Source organism: Bradyrhizobium sp. USDA 4538, assembly GCF_024171045.1.
Taxonomy (GTDB): domain Bacteria; phylum Pseudomonadota; class Alphaproteobacteria; order Rhizobiales; family Xanthobacteraceae; genus Bradyrhizobium; species Bradyrhizobium australafricanum.
In genome coordinates, this window is the sequence record NZ_JALJZE010000002.1 from 214,110 (window position 1) to 229,784 (window position 15,675).

Genomic DNA, 15,675 nt, shown 5'->3' on the forward strand with positions numbered 1-15,675 from the left:
CGCATGGCAACGAACGAGATCCGCGGCTACCGGCTATTCGTCGGGGTGGCCTTCATCCTGATCCTTGGGCATCTCATGCACGCTTTTTTCAAGGGCTTTAGCGAGCCCTATGCCGCCACCACGATCGCCGGCGTGATGACGCCCGTATTGGTGACGCCCTTCGCCTTGTGGCACGGCTACCTGCGCTATGGCGCCCGGAAGATGATCGTCTTCGTTGTTCTCGTATCCATCATAAGTTGGAGCTACGAGTCCTTGAGCATCGCGACGGGCTTCCCATTCGGACATTATCACTACTCGAGCCTGCTTGGGACAAAGATCGGAACGGTTCCCTTATCGATCATGCCGGCATATTTTGCGTTCGGCTATTTGGCGTGGAGCATTGCCGCCGGACTTTTGTCCAGGCGCGACAGCCGCACGGTCGGCACCGACGTGTTCATGGTGCCCATTGTGGCGTCCTTCATAATGGTCGCTTGGGACGTGACCATGGATCCGATCAATTCATCGATTACGGGTACGTGGGATTGGCCCCAAGGGGGCGCGTATTTTGGAGTGCCCTTCGTCAATTTTCTTGGCTGGTACCTCTGTGTTTTCACATTCTTTCTTATTTTCGCACTGTACAACAGATCGGCCAATCACGGCGAAGGTCGGCCCGGACCTGACCAAGAGCTCTATTGGCAACTTCCAGCATTCATGTACGCGACGATCATTGCCGAGTATCCGGCTGGGATGCTTGGTCGTGAAAGCGTCCAGATAACGACCCACGATCATCACGTTTGGTGGACTGGCGATATCTACGGTTCGATGACGCTCGTATCGTTATTCACGGTACTTCCATTCGTGGTGCTGTGTTTGCATCGGCTAGCCGTCGATTTTTCTAAACCGCAGATCGGCTCAGGAGCTCGGGCGACCGGCAACTGATTGAGCGATTGACTGAGCAGCGCGTGCTGATGCCCGCCCTGGTCAACGATCCGCGCACGGCATTGAAGGCCCTGACGCACATATCTCGGAACATTGAGGCCCACCAGTAGCGTCATGTCCGATCCGGCCACACCGACACCCCCCACCACGCCGCCGCCCTACTCGCTGAGCAAGCTACGAGCGTCGGCCTACGTGATTGCATCCATCTGGCTCGCGCTCACGCAAGGGCTCGCGATGAACCTCATCAGCGTTAACATCCCGCAGATTCAGGGTGCCATCGCCGCCACAACAAGCGAGGCTAACTGGCTGATCGCGGCCTATTGGGCTCCCAACGTTTCACTGGCGCTGGCGTTGATCAAGGTCCGTACCCAATTTGGCCTGCGCAATTTCGCTGAAGCGAGCATCGCTCTCTTTGTCGGCGCGTCACTGCTCAACCTCTACATCATGGACCTCAATTCGGCCGTGGTGACGCGCTTCCTGAATGGCATAGCGGCTGCGCCGATTTCGACGCTCGGCTTCCTCTACATGATGGAGGCCTTCCCACCGAATCTGAAGCTACGTGTTGGTGCACCATTGGCCCTGATGAACACGACTTTGGGCACACCCATCGCTCGGCTGATCTCGCCCTATCTCTTCGATATACAGGGGCTACACAGCATCGCCATCCTCGATGTCGGGCTGGCGCTTGTGGCGTTCGGCTTTGTCTACATGCTGCCCCTGTCGCAGCCGCAACCGCGCGCCAAGGTGATTGAAAAGATCGACGTCCTCAGCTATTTGCTGATTGCCACCGGCATGGGCTGCACCGCCATCGTCCTTTCGCTGGGCCGGTTGTACTGGTGGTTCGAAGCGCCCTGGCTCGGTGTGTTGTTGGCGATCGCCTTCGCGACCATCACTGCCTCCGTTCTCATCGAGCTCAACCGCAAGAACCCACTGCTCAACATACGATGGCTCGTCAGCCCCGGTATCCTGCATTTCGCCGGGGTTCTACTGCTGTTTCGGCTCCTGCTTTCGGAGCAAACCACGGGCGCGGCGGGCATGTTCCTGGTGCTTGGATTGTCCAACGCGCAGATGGCGACGCTCTACTGGGTGATCCTCGGCGCATCGATTGCAGGCGGCCTGACCTGCGCAGCCGTGATGCAGCCGGGCCGTGCGACGAAAATCCATCTGGTCGCACTAGCGCTTATCGCCCTGGGCGCATGGCTCGACAGTCAATCGACCAGCCTGACGCGTCCCAACGATCTATTGGTAAGCCAGGCCATGATCGCGTTCGCCAGCGCGCTTTTCCTGCCGCCGGCCATGATTGCCGGCTTGACGTCGGCGCTGGCCAAGGGGCCGAACTACATCCTCAGCTTCGTCATCATTTTCCTGTCGACGCAGTCGGTCGGGGGCCTGCTCGGATCGGCGGTATTCGGGACGTTCATTACGCTGCGCGAGAAGCTTCATTCCAATTACCTGGTTGAACACATCGCCCTGACCGACTCGATCGTGGCGCAGCGCATCTCGCAGCTTGGCGGCGCCTATTCAAGGGTTCTTACCGATAAAGCCCTGCTCAATGCCGAAGGCATCGCATTGCTCAGCCAACAGGCCACGAGAGAGGCCAACGTGCTCGCCTACAACGACGCCTTCCTATTGATCTCGATCGTTACCGCCTGTGCTTTCCTGATCCTTCTCGTTCGCACCATTGCCAAGGCTGCAATACGCGCCGTGCAGCCGAGTCCCCAACCAACGGGCAACTGACATCATGAAGTTTCTTCGATCGGCCGCAACCATAGTTGCAATCGCGGTTGGCGTGACCGGCATCGCCACGGTTCTCTATGCTTGGCGATTGCCGCCCTTTACAAGTGTCGAACAGTCGACTGACAACGCATATGTGCGCGGTCGCGTCACCATTCTCGCACCACAACTCGCCGGATACATCGCCGAGGTCGCCGTGCAGGACTTTCAGGAGGTCAAGAAGGGGCAGATCCTCGTGCGCCTCGATGATCGCATCTATCAGCAGAAGCTCGATCAGGCAAAGGCGACCCTGGAAGGGCAAAAGGCCGCCCTTGCTTCTTCCGAGCAACAGCCTCTGTCGGCGGAAGCCAAGATCCGCGCTGGCGAGGCATCGGTCCGGGCCGCCAAGGTGACCCGGGACAATGCCGAGGCGAACGATCAGCGTATCGAGTACCTGAATACCCGCGGTGCAACGACCCAGAGCAATCTAGATCAGGCGCAAAGCGGGCTGGAACAGGCGCGCGCAGCCTATGTCCAGGCAACCACCAACCTCGATGTCGCCCAGCAGGATCTGCAGGGCATGCTGGTCCACCGGCAGACGCTGGAATCGGCCGTCGCCGCCGCTGAAGCAGCCGTACAACTGGCAACCATCGATCTGATGAACACTCGCATTGAGGCCCCGGAAGACGGCAAGCTTGGGGAGATCGGCGCACGTCTCGGACAATACGTCGGTGCAGGCACGCAACTTATGGCGATCGTTCCGCCGAAACGCTGGGTCATCGCCAATTTCAAGGAAACCCAAATACGCCGTATACGGCCTGGCATGCCGGCCAAGGTGGTTCTCGACGCTGCTCCCGACCTCAACTTCACGGGCAAGATCGAGACCTTAGCACCGGCAACTGGCTCGGAGTTCAGCGTGCTTCGACCCGACAACGCTACGGGCAATTTTACAAAGGTAGCGCAGCGACTGCCTATCCGTATCAAGTTCGACGAGGGTCAACCAAATGTCGAACGTCTGCTCCCTGGTCTTTCGGTGACCGTGACGGTCGACACCAGCCATGGCGGCTAGGCGAATCCACGCGCGTTGATCCGTCGGATTATGTCACGAAAATCCCGATTAGAGGTAATGGTATAGCGCGACAATCAGGATGAGAGCGGCCCGTCAATCAAGATGAGACGAGGCGGCCGAGTCAGGAGATAATTGACGCTGGCCGTCGACTTGGCAAGCGTTGATTGACGCTGCGCGACAATCAAGCGGCGCTGCCAGCGTCAATTAAAGTCTTGTCGAGTTCGTTTGGGGTAGTGTGAACAGGCGGCCGGCCTGGACCGCGCTTGCGATCGAGGGCAACTTTTCGACGGTAACTTTCGACGTTCATCTCGAGGATCGTGGCGTGGTGGACCAAACGATCGATGGCAGCCAACGTCATTGCTTGGTCCGGGAAGATACGCCCCCATTCGCCAAATGGCTGATTGGCCGTGATCAGCAGCGAGCGTCGTTCGTAGCGGGCGGCGATCAACTCGAACAACACACTGGTTTCCGCCTGATCCTTGCTCACATATGTGATGTCGTCGAGGATCAGGAGGTCATAGCGATCGAGTTTGGCGATCGCGGACTCCAGCGCCAGCTCGCGCCGCGCGACCTGCAGCCGTTGCACCAGATCAGTGGTTCGCGCGAAGAGAACGCGCCAACCGTTCTCGACGAGAGCCAGGCCGATCGCCGCGCCGAGATGGGTCTTGCCGCCGCCCGGTGGACCGAACAAGAGCAAATTGGCGCCGGCCTTCAACCAGGCGTCGCCGGCGGCGAGCGCCATCGCCTGTGCCTTTGATAGCATCGGCACGCTTTCGAAGTCGAAGGTTGCGAGCGTCTTGCCGGCGGGCAAACGCGCTTCCACCATGTGTCGCTCGATCCGACGGCGGGTGCGATCGGCGGCCTCGTGCTCGGCAAGGGCGGCGAGGAAGCGGGCGGCAGGCCACCCTTCCTTGTCCGACTGTGCGGCGAGCTTCGGCCAGATCGCCTTGACGCCCGGCAGGCGGAGCTCATTGAGAAGCAGCTCGACACGGGCAGCATCGACGGAGGTAGCGATACCGGTCATGCTGCCTCTCCCAGGTTCGAGCGGCCCGACATGACGCTGACGGAGGCGAGTTCATCGTAGACGTCGAGCGGCGCCAGCTTGACGGCGACACGCGGGATCGAGGCCGCCTCGGGCCGGAAGCGGTCGCGCAGCGCGGCAAGATCGGGTAACTGTCCGGCGTCCAGATCCATCGCGATCGCCTCGGCGAGGTCTGCTTCGCAGGCGCGCTCGTGAGCCAGCGCCAGAAGCTCGACCGTCACCTTGCAGGCGCGCCGGTCATCACCATGCTCCCGCAAGGTCTCGAACAGACGTTTGTAAGCTGCACGCGGGAAGAGTTGGTCGCGATAAACGAGATTGAGGAGCGCCATCGGCTTGCGCCGCAGGGCATGGATGACATGCCGGTAATCCACGACATGACCGCCCTGGCTCTCGGACACAGGCCGACCGCGCCGCAGCGTCACGACCGGTGTGACGCCAAGGAAGCATTCGAGCCGGTCGTCGAAGATGCGCACACGCAGGCGATGGCCGATCAATCTTGAAGGCACGGTGTAGAACACGCGCCGCAGGATGAAGCCGCCTGACGACGTCACCGGGATCACTTTCTCCTCGAAGTCGGTCGTGCGGCCTTTTGGCAGCGGCGCCAATGCCTCCTTCTCGATCGCGATCGGCTTGGCGAGGTTGGCGTTGCGCCGGCCGACAATCTCGTCGACAAAAGCCCGGTACGCATCGAGACTGGCGAAGTCGCGCGTCCCCCGCAGCAACAGCGCATCTTCCAGTGCCCGCTTGAGATGGCCGTGCGCGCTCTCGATCGAGCCGTTCTCATGTGCGATGCCCGCATTGTTGCGCGTTGGCGCCATGCCATAGTGGCCCATCAGCCCGGCGTAGCGCTGCGTCAGATCCTCCCGTGCGTCGGCGGCCAGATTGCGGAACGCTGCCGACAGGCTGTCGCTGCGATGCTCCCGCGGCACGCCGCCAAGCGCCCACAGCGCGTTCTGCAAGCCCTCCGCCAGGGCGACGAAGCTTTCGCCGCCGAGCACGACATGGGCATGCTCGAAGCCGGAGAACGCCAACCGGAAGTGATAGAGCCGGTGACCGAGCGGCTCACCCGCGATGGTAATACCGAGCGCGCTCACGTCGGTGAAGTCGGACAGACCCAGGCGGCCGGGCTCGTGCTGCTGGCGGAAGATCACGTCCTGTTCGGGGCCGTTGAGCGCCCGCCAGGCGTTGATGCGCCGCTCCAGCGTGCGGCGGATGTTCGGGTTCAGGTCATGATGCCGTCGGCGCAGCTCGTCCAGCACGCCGATCACGCGGATGCCGGGCGCAGCCTTCAGGATCGGAACGATCTCGGCCTCCCAATACTGCGCGAGCGGATCGGACCGGCGCCGGCCCCTCGGCGTCTTCTTCTGCGATGGCGGGCGACAATCGCCCTCGATTCGATACGCGCTTGCCTTCGAGAACCCCGCCTTGGCCGCGGCGGCCTCGGGGGACAGTGTCTGTCGGTAGGTCATGTACAGCCTCATCTGGTGGTCGGTGATGTGGAGGCCAGGCAAGGCATCGATTCCCTCTTGTCGAGACGAATCAACAGCTTGCACCAGCCGCACCCGGCCGCCAGACGGGTCCAAAAACGCGCGACGCCGATGGGGACGGTCCTCCGGTCGGGCTACGCCCTCCCTTCGGTCCGCCCCCATCGGCGCAGTCTCACCTTGATTGTCGCTGAAGTCTCACCCTGATCGCCGCCGCGCAGACGAGCGCCGCGCGGGGCGACAAGCGCATGCCCGGCCTCTGGCTGCAGCCTTGAAGCAGTGGTTTGAGGCCAAGCTTGCTCACCTTGCGCAGAAGAGCGACACGGCGAAGGCCCTGCGTTACGCGCTGCGTCATTGGGACGGCCTGACGTTCTACCTTGATGACGGGCGCATCGAGATGGGTAGAGTCGACGACTGGCGCGGTGGCTACAGGTTCCGAGGAGTTGCGGTTGGCCGGCAGCTTTCGCTGATGCGCCGGTGCCTCATTTCGGACCATGGCTCCGTTTCCAGTCGCCGCTCGTCAAACCGGGCGTGCGGATTTCCCGCACCCGGCTTTCTCTCGATCTATCAAGCCTTCGCTCTCGGCATGTCGGCACGTGCTCTGGGGAGGCGGTAGAGGCCAAGCGTTTCATGCAGGAACTCCTGCGAGTAACGGTTGAAGCCCCGTCCGCGCGCCCCGGTGCGCTGAACCAACCAATGTCGCAGACGGCGATCGACGTATTGCCGAATGAGGTTGTAAGTTTCCACCACTGGCCCTTGGTCGAAGTAGCCGCACCAACCGCGTAGAAAGCGGTTGATGACAGCGACTGTGTTCTCCGGTGTGTCCGGATACCACTGACGTGTCGTGCGCTCATGGATCTGTCTGAGCAATCGTCGAACGGCTTTCTTGGAAGGTCTTGTACCAAGGAACGCTTGACCTCCCTTTCCATAGAAGCGTCCGATCGTATACCCGAGGAATGTTACGCTATCCTCCGGGATACGGGCGAGACGCGTCTTGGTCTCGTTCACCTCCAGCCCGAGCCTGCTCATTAGCGTCTCCATTCGCGTCATTGCCATCTCGGACGAACCTGGGCGGCAGCAAATCACGAGTCGAGTCGCCCGGGGGAGTTTCACCCCCAGGCGCTCACAGATCCGGACGTGAACGTCTCCGCTCATCCGGCTCTTACCGTCCAGCCGCCGTCTTGTGCAGCATCGACCAATGGGCCAACAGCGTGGGGGTGCGGCACGCAATGTCCCGTACCCAGTGCTCTGCCCGTCTTCGATGTCGCCGCAGACGTTTGTATTTTGACATCGCCCATCGCGCGAGACATCGGTCGAGATGGCGTAGTGTCGGGTAAAGCGCCGATTTGTAGTACCGACCATAGTAGTTCATCCAGCCTCGAATGATCGGGTTGAACATCCTCGCCAGGTCGTCGATCCTCTTATCCACCCGGCAGCGTAGTTGCCAGGCACGGATTTCCTGTCGGATTGCCTTCGTCGCGGCATTGCTGACACCGGGGCTGAAGTTGACGAAGTGCTTTCCCCAACGGTTCTTCGACCGACGGGCGCGGAACGTGTAGCCCAAAAAGTCGAATTTCTGTTCAGGATAATCACCTCGCCGGTGGTCATCCTTACAATAGACTATCTTCGTCTTGTCCGGATGAAGCTCCAGTCCGCATTCGGCAAAGCGCTTCGCAAGCGCCTCCTTCAGTTGTTGTGCCTGCCGCTCACTGTCGCAATGGCAGAGAATATCATCGGCATAACGCTCGAACGGGATGCTCGGATGATTTCTTCGCATCCACATGTCGAACGTATAGTGGAGAAAGAGATTCGCCATCAGCGGTGATACCACCGAGCCCTGCGGCGTGCCCTTCTCACGGGGTTCAAGGGTGCCGTCTTCCAGTTGAACGGGAGCTTTAAGCCACCGTTCAATGTACAACAACACCCAAGCGCAGTCCGTGTGCTTCCGAATCGCCTTGAGCAAAAGCTCATGCGATATCGAGTCAAAATAGGCCCGAATGTCGAGATCGAGCACGAAGGGATGCCGCCAGCATCGCTGGCGAGCAACCCCAACGGCATCGAGCGCCGATTTTCCGGGTCGATATCCGAACGAGTCTGGATGAAAGTGCTTCTCCAAATCCGGCTCCAGATATCCTTTGACGACCGCCTGAGCAACGCGATCCGACACCGTAGGAATTCCTAGCGGCCTCTTCCCGCCGTCGCGCTTGTCGATCTGCACACGCTTGACCGGCGGTGGAAAGTAGCTGCCCGAAGACATTCGATTCCAGAGCTTGTACAGATTGCTCTGCAAGTCTGCCTCGAACACCTCGATCGACTGCTCGTCCACACCGGCTGCGCCCCGATTTGCTTTAACCCGTTTGTACGCCTCCCAAACCCAGCGCTTGGGGATGTCATACGGCTTTGCTTGACCCAAAAGAGTCCTCCCGTTTCCGGTTGCTCTTCCAATCAAGCGGGACAGTGCCGTGCCTTCGCTCCGCCACCATTACAGTGCCTTCGTCACTACTACACACGGCTCCGTCCCTGCATCGCGCATTGGTACTCAGACTCTTGTGGGGCTTCCACTTGAACCATTCCCTTGGCATCGCGATACAGGTTCCCACGTTCCGCACAGAAGCCTGAACCGAGGTCACGCCACCTCGCCTGCCGGACGCCGCCTGAGCCGTAAACAGGTATCGCTCAGACTGATCCCAAGATAACGACTACCCCTTGGTTTTGACGTCTTCCCTACGCTTTCGACAGTTCATCGGTGGTTCGCTTGCGCTCGTCTCCTCGATCCTTACCTGACAGAGTCTCGCTCTGCCTTTTCCGGTCTCGCTCACCACCTCAACCATTGGGCCGAAGCAGCAGCCGGTGGTTTGAACCCTGATCCTGCAACCCGAGTTCGAGGGGCCAACCCCCATCTTCTGTGCAGCAAGGCTGCTCAAAGGTGCTCTACATCACACCTCCTTCGCGCCGTCGTGGCGCACAGTCATCCGCGTAATTCACGATATGCGCATCGAGTTGGTCTTGGTGTCCGTGTTTGCGCCAAGCCAGCAGGAACCGACGAAAGTAGAGATTCGCCAACAGCGGGCTCAAAGGTGAGCCTTGTGGGGTTCCTCTTTTCTTCGTACGGGCCTCCGCCGTCCTTGTGGTTCGCCGACCGTCTCTCTCGATGACCGCGACTGTCAGCCAGTCTTTGATCATTGAGAGGAGCCGACCGTCGGCGATCCTGCGTGTGAGGCATTTCACCAGTGGTGCATGCGGAATCGAGGTGAAGTAATCCCTCAAATCCGCGTCGACGATCTCCGATCGTCGATGGTCTCTGATGTGCCAGAACACGCGGCGCACCGCCATCTTGGCGTCCAGTTTCGGACGGAAGCCATACTGGTTGTCCAGCAGGTCCGCTTCGAAGATGGCGCCGATCACCAGCATCGCTGCCGTCATGACCGTCCGGTCTTTTACGGTTGGAATGCTAAGCGGTCGACGTCCGCCATTACTCTTCGGTATCCATACCCTCAGCAGGGGCTGTGGTCGGTAGTTGCCCGACATCAGCTCCTCTCTGACATTTTCCAGCCATCGCTCGCGTCCCTCGGTTTCGATCTGAGCAAATGTGACGTCGTCCACCCCAGGAGCGCCCCGATTTCCGCGGCAGCGCCTGTAGGCTTCTTCCAGCACATCCAGTCTGCAGACTTTGTCCCAAAGAGAGTAAAATCGATAGTCCGGTTCAGCCTTAGCTTTCGCCTGCAGCGAGGTTTGAAGTTTCTGAACAGATATTTCCGGTGTTGCTAGGTTCATCACCAATCGCCGTGTTCTCAACTGTCGTTCTCGCATGGATCGAGTCAGGGTCCCTTTCCTCCGTCGGCGTTACCCGACATCACCGGTAATACGAACCCATCCGCCATCTGCCATCGCCGGCACTGCCCCTCACGGGTTTGCCGTTGGATACAGGCTTGCGCCCATCCACGGCGGCAGACTTCCCTTGTTGCTCACTGTCCATGTCCCGCGCGTGCTGCCATCACTACCCCGGTGGGACCTTGGGGTGCGTTTCTCGCTCGCTTCCCCCACGGCATCGGCTTTCCCCGTTAGAATGGCGGGTCGGCTCCCACAACGACATTTCGAGGCCTGCTCAATGTTCACTCACGTTGCGGCCCGCGCGGACCGTCGACCCTCGAAAGGGCACATTTTCGGAGTGCTTCAGGTCATTCGTCGCCTCCTGACCCGCCCCGAATACTTCCGGCTGGAGCGAGAGTTTGCCGGCCTGGGTTTACACCAGGGAGAACAGTGCGCCTTGCAAGGCACACACTCCAATGCGGTCGAGCGAGCGATGCGGCCGATCAAGCTCAATGCCAAGAACTCCCTTTTTGCCGGTTGCGACGAAGGTGCCGAGAATTGGGCATTGCTGGCTTCGCTCATTGAGACCTGTAAGCTCAATGGCGTCAGTGCCGAGCACTGGCTCGCTGACGTTCTCGCCAAGCTCGTCAATGGTTGGCCTGCGGCGCGACTGGACGAACTGCTTCCCTGGGCGTCGACCTATACGATGCATACACACGATCCGAGGCTGGCAGCATGAGCCTGAACACGACCGCGGTCCGGATCAAGGTGATCCTCAAGGATGTGAAGCCGGAGGTGATGCGTCGCCTTGTCGTCCCCGTCACCCTGCGCCTTGATCGGTTGCATCTGACGCTTCAGGAGGCGTTTGGCTGGACGAACAGCCATCTCTTCGAGTTCCTGGCCGGCGAAGGACGTTGGGGTATACCTGATCCCGATGGAGATTTTGGCCCTCAGCCCATCGATGCCCGCAAGACGCGGCTCTCTAATATCGTTCAGGAGACCGGCGCGAAGACGATCCATTATCTCTACGACTTCGGCGACAGCTGGGATCACGTGATCAAGCTTGAAAAGTGGTTCGACAACACGACAACGGAGGGACTTCCGTTCTTGCTCGAGGCCGCCGGCCGTTGTCCTCCGGAAGATGTCGGCGGTGCGCCAGGCTATGCTGAATACCTCGACGCCATCAGCGACCCCACCCATCCGGAGCACGAACATATGCGCCTCTGGGGCCCGGAGCAGTTCGATCCCAACGTCGTCGACCGGAAGGCGCTTGAGGCCGCTGTCAATGCGTTGTCCGACATATGGAAGCCGCGCCGGCGCACCACGCGCTCAAAATAGACGTCAAGCGCCAATCAAATGGGCCTCAGAGCTACGCTTACCCTCCATATCAGACAACACGATCTCTAGCGTATCCCTCCGATGCAACCCAAGGAATCACGCCACTCGATTCGATGGAATCCAAAACTTCAAGTTGCGCGCTTTTGGGACCTCAACGCCTAAAACCCGGAAATTTCAAATGTTGCGCTCACCCGAAAATCGAATCCCGCTCAAGGACTTGGCAGATTCTTCACGGCCGAATCGCTAGTTCACCTTGAGGCCACATTAGCAAGTTCGGCGATCAGCCCGCACACTGTAAAATCCTTCCGACACTCTTTCCATGGGCCATTCACAGTGCGGCCCCGCAATCTTCGTCGGCTTATCGCCGCCGTGATGACAGCCTTCACCACCTGTTCACGGGGGGGTCTCTGAATAGGGCATTCCTATTATGCTGGCCTGCCTCCCAGCCGGCATGTTGAAAAGCGATCATATTTGGGAAGCCAAATCGACTTAAACCAAGAGCCATCCCGCTCAAGGCCCACGCTGGCTGCGGTCTCGCTTCCGCAGTCTCGTCGACATTGTCAGTTTAATCGACTAATCGATCGATATGAGCATTTTTCTTTCTGAATCTTAAATTCAACGCAGCCAAGACGCCCTGGTCGAGGTGTCCTGTGTGAACTTTAATTGTCGAATATGTAAGTCGCAATACACAACGTGACGGTGCCTATCGATGTCCTACACCCCTCCCGATCACGGTTTTCGGACCTTTGTAATACTGTGGGCCGCACAATCGCTCTCGGTCATTGGCAGCGGTATGACCAAGTTTGCGCTCAATGTGCACATAACGCTAGTGCTCTTTCCTGTGCTTGAGCAGCGCACCCAGCTCGCCCTGGCGTTGACGGTCCTCAATCTAAGCTTCGCCATTCCCTTCGTTTTCGGTAGCCCCATCGCAGGGGCGTTTGCCGATCGTCACGACCGCAAACGGATTATGATTGTGGCCAACGTTGTGAACGGGCTGATCGCGCTTGTAACCCTCTCGCTGATGGTATCGGGGAGCCTTCAGATCTGGATGCTGGCCTTGATCGGTATTTTCGCCGCGGGTGCGAGTGCCCTTCATTACGCAACGTTCGATGCCTCCTACGCGATGCTCGTTCCGGACCGGCTCCTGCCGAGAGCGAACGGCATGATGCAGACGACTTCGTCGCTCGCGAGCATTGTCTCCCCGGCGCTCGCCGCCGTTATCATCGCTTTGCCCGCGCTTCTGGGCTGGGACGCCGAGCGCGACGGTGCGGCCCTGGTCATTGCTATCGACGCAGTGACCTTTCTCCTTTGCGCCCTCATGCTCATGGTCATGCACGTGCCTTCGCCCGTACGGGGGATGGGAGCGGACGGCAGGCCGAAGCAAAACCTCGTCGCAGACATGCGGGAAGGCGCGCGTTATATTCTCGACCGTCCACCGCTCATCTGGCTGCTTGCGACTTTCGCGGTCGCGAACCTCGCCGGGGCTCCGGTCGGAGTCATCGTACCCTTGCTGGTGCGATTCAACCTCGCCCCCGACCTTGCGGCGCACGGCTATACTTTCCAGACCGGGCTCGCGCTCATCGGCATCGCGAGCGGGGTCGGCGGCGTCGTCAGCGGTGTGCTTGTCAGTACTTGGGGAGGGCTGAAGCGCCAACGCGTTTACGGCGTACTCATCCCAATGCTACTTGCCGGCGTTGTGCAGACCGTATTCGGTCTCTCTCCGTTCATCATCGTCAGCACCGTCACCGCGCTCCTCGCAGCCGCAATGCGTCCGATCCTCAACGCGCATTCGCAGACGATCTGGCAGTCCTATACACCGCGCAAGCTGCAAGGCCGCGTCTTCTCGATCCGCCGTATGATCGCCTTGGCTATCCTCCCGATATCGACCGCGGCAGGAGGCGCACTCGCCGCAGTGTTGGATCCAGGTGTCGTCCTCGCCGCCCTAGGCGTCGTTTGCGCGCTCTTCACCGTATTGCAGCTGTTCAACCCCATGCTTTTGCGCATCGAAGACCACCTTTCGCCGGCTGCGTCCATTAAGGGGGATCCTCCGGCGGAGTGTGTTAGACCGCATGATCGTTCACTTAGCCGTCCGCCGTCTTGATAAAGCGGGACAGCACTCTTCGGACGCTTGGTTACGCGGCAAGGATGTCTGTCCGTACCCACCGACTCGAAGCTGATAATATCGGTTGCGGTTGTAGAGAGCGGACGTTGAGGGTGTGCTTTATGGTGACATCTATGCCGAGCGGTCATCAGTGGCATTGATGGTTGCCGAGTTGGCAAAGCAAGATGCAGACACGTTGGATTAACGTGGGGTTACGCTAAACTGGTAGGTGATGCCGGCGATTGAGGCTACTTGGCGTCCGCGGCCTTGGTTGGCGGTCTGCGGGTCAGTAAGGCGCAGACCCTTGCGAGGGTCGCGCGCATTTCGGCTCTGGGCACGACCATGTCGACCATGCCGTGCTCCTTGAGGTATTCGGCTCGCTGGAAGCCCTCGGGCAACTTTTCGCGGATGGTCTGCTCGATCACACGCGGGCCGGCGAAGCCGATTAAAGCGCCTGGTTCGGCGAAGTGGACGTCACCCAGCATTGCATAGGAAGCGGTGATACCGCCGGTCGTCGGGTCCGTCAGCACAACGAAATATGGCAATTTTGCCTCCCGCAAACGCTGCACGGCCACAGTTGTGCGCGCCATCTGCATTAACGACAGCGTCCCTTCCTGCATGCGCATCCCGCCCCCGCTCGCGAACAAGATCAAAGGTGTGTGGTGTTCGATGGCGGCTTCTACAGCTGTGATGATGGCTTCACCCGCCGCCATGCCAAGCGTACCGCCCATGAAATTGAAGTCGTGGACAACTACCGTGACAGGAATACCCTCGATTGTACCACGGGCCACTTTGATCGCGTCCTGCAAGCCTGTCTTCGTTCTCGCCTCCTTGAGGCGATCCACATAACGCTTATTGTCGCGGAAGCGCAGCGGATCGACAGGCAGCTCCCGTAAGGGCACATTCTCTTGGGAACCCTCATCGAGCGTGATCGACAGGCGCTGCAATGCAGTAATCCGCATATGGTGATTCGAGCCCGGAATCACCCACATATTGGCTTCAACATCTTTGCGGAAGACGAGCTGGCCAGTTTGGGGGCACTTGATCCAGAGATTCTCTGGCGTTTGCCTCCGAAGAAGAGTGCGGACCTTTGGAGGAACTACCGCGGTGATCCAATTCATGGGTGAATCCATTATCAATCGGCGTTCGCAACCCCCCGCTGCGCTGCTAGCGCCGTTAGATGAACCAAGTGGAAATGTCAACCGGGGTCTAACCAGAGGTGTGACGCCGATTCGGCGCATGCGGCTAGCCTTTGAGAGAGATGTCCTCATGCAACGAATGTCTTGTTCATGCAACGACCGCAGCCATGCATGGAGATCTTGATATCGGCGCTTACCATCGCACCAGTGAAGGCCGCGCCGGTGAGCTAGCGGCCCCGGTCGGTATTGAAGATATCCGGCCGCCCGCGCAGAGTCAGAACGTCGAGCACCGCGAGGCAGAACGAGGTGTTCATCGTATTAAAGATGGTCTACGCTAAAATTGCACGGCTCCTGATTGCCACGAGATAAAAGCCGCGACCGATCGGCAAATGAGTGATGTCGGCAGCCTACACCTGATGGGGCTGGTCGATCCTCAAATTGCGCAGCACGTAGGGAAAGATCTCGCGACCAGGCGCCGATTTGCTCGTGTTCCGTTTCGGTCGCAGTGCTGAAATCAACCACTGCATGCGCTTGCGGTTCACTGTCCGCTCCCTCGGCTTCCGGCATCGCAGCTATCCGCCACGAGCCCAGGAATGGCTAGGCGATGAACAGCTCATCGATCCGCTGCATCATGGCAAGGTCTTTATAGTCTGAGCGTGGTGGCAGGTAGACGCCAGAGCGGCCGACTGAGCCGGTCGGCGCAATCAAGCCATTCCACGACGTCCGGCGTGCTTATCTTCCGGACCTCCGCGCTAAAAGATCGGCTCCACTGCAGTCATTCAAATCCTGGTGTGTAACTTCTCGATCTCGCGTTCGCGAGCCCCCTGGTTCTTCTTCCGTCAGACATTAGCGTCAAAGGCCCGTGCCGCTTGTTCCAGCAATTGCTTCTTCCAGGCGTCGATCTGGTTCGGATGAACGTCGATCTGGTTCGGATGAACTTCGTAAGCGCTGGGCCAAATCGGCTGCCGTTGCTCGTTCCAACATCGCCTTTAGCGCGATCTTCGCCTTCAGCGTCGCGTCAATCTTTTCATTTCGCTTTCTTAGCTATCGTTGGCTCTGCT

The 15,675-nt window shown here is 59.5% G+C and carries 11 protein-coding genes and 2 pseudogenes; 7 read left to right on the plus strand and 6 right to left on the minus strand.

Annotation, left to right across the window (positions count from 1 at the left end; genetic code table 11):
* Window positions 1-3 precede the first annotated feature (3 nt).
* From J2R78_RS42295 to J2R78_RS42305, 3 genes are all read left to right on the plus strand, one after another.
* Window positions 4-918, plus strand: coding sequence for a carotenoid biosynthesis protein (locus J2R78_RS42295; protein WP_253610203.1), 915 nt, complete (start codon window positions 4-6; stop codon window positions 916-918).
* A gap of 114 nt (window positions 919-1,032) precedes the next feature.
* Window positions 1,033-2,655: an MFS transporter gene (locus tag J2R78_RS42300; protein ID WP_253610202.1), complete on the plus strand. Its 1,623-nt coding sequence runs from the start codon at window positions 1,033-1,035 to the stop codon at window positions 2,653-2,655.
* Window positions 2,656-2,659: 4 nt separating this feature from the next.
* Complete coding sequence (locus J2R78_RS42305; protein WP_253610201.1) at window positions 2,660-3,700, plus strand: HlyD family secretion protein; 1,041 nt, start codon at window positions 2,660-2,662, stop codon at window positions 3,698-3,700.
* 181 nt (window positions 3,701-3,881) lie between these two features.
* Here the strand turns inward: J2R78_RS42305 and istB are convergent, their stop codons facing one another.
* Together istB and istA are read right to left on the minus strand one after the other, a co-directional pair.
* A complete protein-coding gene (gene istB / locus J2R78_RS42310) occupies window positions 3,882-4,724 on the minus strand; it encodes an IS21-like element helper ATPase IstB (RefSeq protein ID WP_076832955.1) in 843 nt (280 codons plus the stop codon).
* Window positions 4,721-6,223, minus strand: coding sequence for an IS21 family transposase (gene istA, locus J2R78_RS42315; RefSeq protein WP_253610614.1), 1,503 nt, complete (start codon window positions 6,221-6,223; stop codon window positions 4,721-4,723). The genes istB and istA overlap by 4 nt, the downstream gene beginning before the upstream one ends.
* A 211-nt stretch (window positions 6,224-6,434) precedes the next feature.
* Between istA and J2R78_RS42320 the strand changes: the two are divergent.
* Window positions 6,435-6,626: pseudogene (locus J2R78_RS42320) on the plus strand (transposase); the annotation flags it as partial.
* Window positions 6,627-6,793: 167 nt separating this feature from the next.
* Here the strand turns inward: J2R78_RS42320 and J2R78_RS42325 are convergent.
* From J2R78_RS42325 to J2R78_RS42335, 3 genes are all read right to left on the minus strand, one after another.
* The gene (locus J2R78_RS42325; RefSeq protein WP_253610200.1) at window positions 6,794-7,255 is read right to left on the minus strand and encodes a group II intron maturase-specific domain-containing protein; all 462 of its coding nucleotides are present in this window, start codon (window positions 7,253-7,255) and stop codon (window positions 6,794-6,796) included.
* Between the two features lie 133 nt (window positions 7,256-7,388).
* Window positions 7,389-8,639: a group II intron reverse transcriptase/maturase gene (gene ltrA / locus J2R78_RS42330; RefSeq protein ID WP_253607755.1), complete on the minus strand. Its 1,251-nt coding sequence runs from the start codon at window positions 8,637-8,639 to the stop codon at window positions 7,389-7,391.
* A gap of 518 nt (window positions 8,640-9,157) precedes the next feature.
* Window positions 9,158-10,000, minus strand: coding sequence for a reverse transcriptase domain-containing protein (locus J2R78_RS42335; protein ID WP_253610199.1), 843 nt, complete (start codon window positions 9,998-10,000; stop codon window positions 9,158-9,160).
* Window positions 10,001-10,508: 508 nt separating this feature from the next.
* On the opposite strand from J2R78_RS42335, the pseudogene J2R78_RS42340 reads away from it, so the two are divergent.
* The 3 genes and pseudogenes from J2R78_RS42340 to J2R78_RS42350 all read left to right on the plus strand — a co-directional run.
* Window positions 10,509-10,775, plus strand: a pseudogene (locus tag J2R78_RS42340) (transposase domain-containing protein); the annotation flags it as partial.
* On the plus strand, window positions 10,772-11,374 hold the full coding sequence (locus tag J2R78_RS42345) for a plasmid pRiA4b ORF-3 family protein (protein ID WP_253610198.1): 603 nt from the start codon (window positions 10,772-10,774) through the stop codon (window positions 11,372-11,374). The pseudogene J2R78_RS42340 and the gene J2R78_RS42345, both read left to right, overlap by 4 nt.
* A 709-nt stretch (window positions 11,375-12,083) precedes the next feature.
* Window positions 12,084-13,475, plus strand: coding sequence for an MFS transporter (locus J2R78_RS42350; RefSeq protein ID WP_253610197.1), 1,392 nt, complete (start codon window positions 12,084-12,086; stop codon window positions 13,473-13,475).
* Window positions 13,476-13,723: 248 nt separating this feature from the next.
* Here J2R78_RS42350 and accD read toward each other — a convergent pair whose 3' ends face one another.
* Window positions 13,724-14,596: an acetyl-CoA carboxylase, carboxyltransferase subunit beta gene (gene accD, locus J2R78_RS42355; RefSeq protein ID WP_253610196.1), complete on the minus strand. Its 873-nt coding sequence runs from the start codon at window positions 14,594-14,596 to the stop codon at window positions 13,724-13,726.
* Window positions 14,597-15,675 lie beyond the last annotated feature (1,079 nt).

Bases quoted from the DNA above. Each gene is read 5' to 3' on its own strand.
- J2R78_RS42295 (WP_253610203.1), top strand. From the start codon at position 4: ATGGCAACGAACGAGATCCGCGGCTACCGGCTATTCGTCGGGGTGGCC.
- J2R78_RS42300 (WP_253610202.1), top strand. From the start codon at position 1,033: ATGTCCGATCCGGCCACACCGACACCCCCCACCACGCCGCCGCCCTAC.
- J2R78_RS42305 (WP_253610201.1), top strand. From the start codon at position 2,660: ATGAAGTTTCTTCGATCGGCCGCAACCATAGTTGCAATCGCGGTTGGC.
- istB (WP_076832955.1), bottom strand. From the start codon at position 4,724: ATGACCGGTATCGCTACCTCCGTCGATGCTGCCCGTGTCGAGCTGCTT.
- istA (WP_253610614.1), bottom strand. From the start codon at position 6,223: ATGAGGCTGTACATGACCTACCGACAGACACTGTCCCCCGAGGCCGCC.
- J2R78_RS42325 (WP_253610200.1), bottom strand. From the start codon at position 7,255: ATGAGCAGGCTCGGGCTGGAGGTGAACGAGACCAAGACGCGTCTCGCC.
- J2R78_RS42335 (WP_253610199.1), bottom strand. From the start codon at position 10,000: ATGAACCTAGCAACACCGGAAATATCTGTTCAGAAACTTCAAACCTCG.
- J2R78_RS42345 (WP_253610198.1), top strand. From the start codon at position 10,772: ATGAGCCTGAACACGACCGCGGTCCGGATCAAGGTGATCCTCAAGGAT.
- J2R78_RS42350 (WP_253610197.1), top strand. From the start codon at position 12,084: ATGTCCTACACCCCTCCCGATCACGGTTTTCGGACCTTTGTAATACTG.
- accD (WP_253610196.1), bottom strand. From the start codon at position 14,596: ATGAATTGGATCACCGCGGTAGTTCCTCCAAAGGTCCGCACTCTTCTT.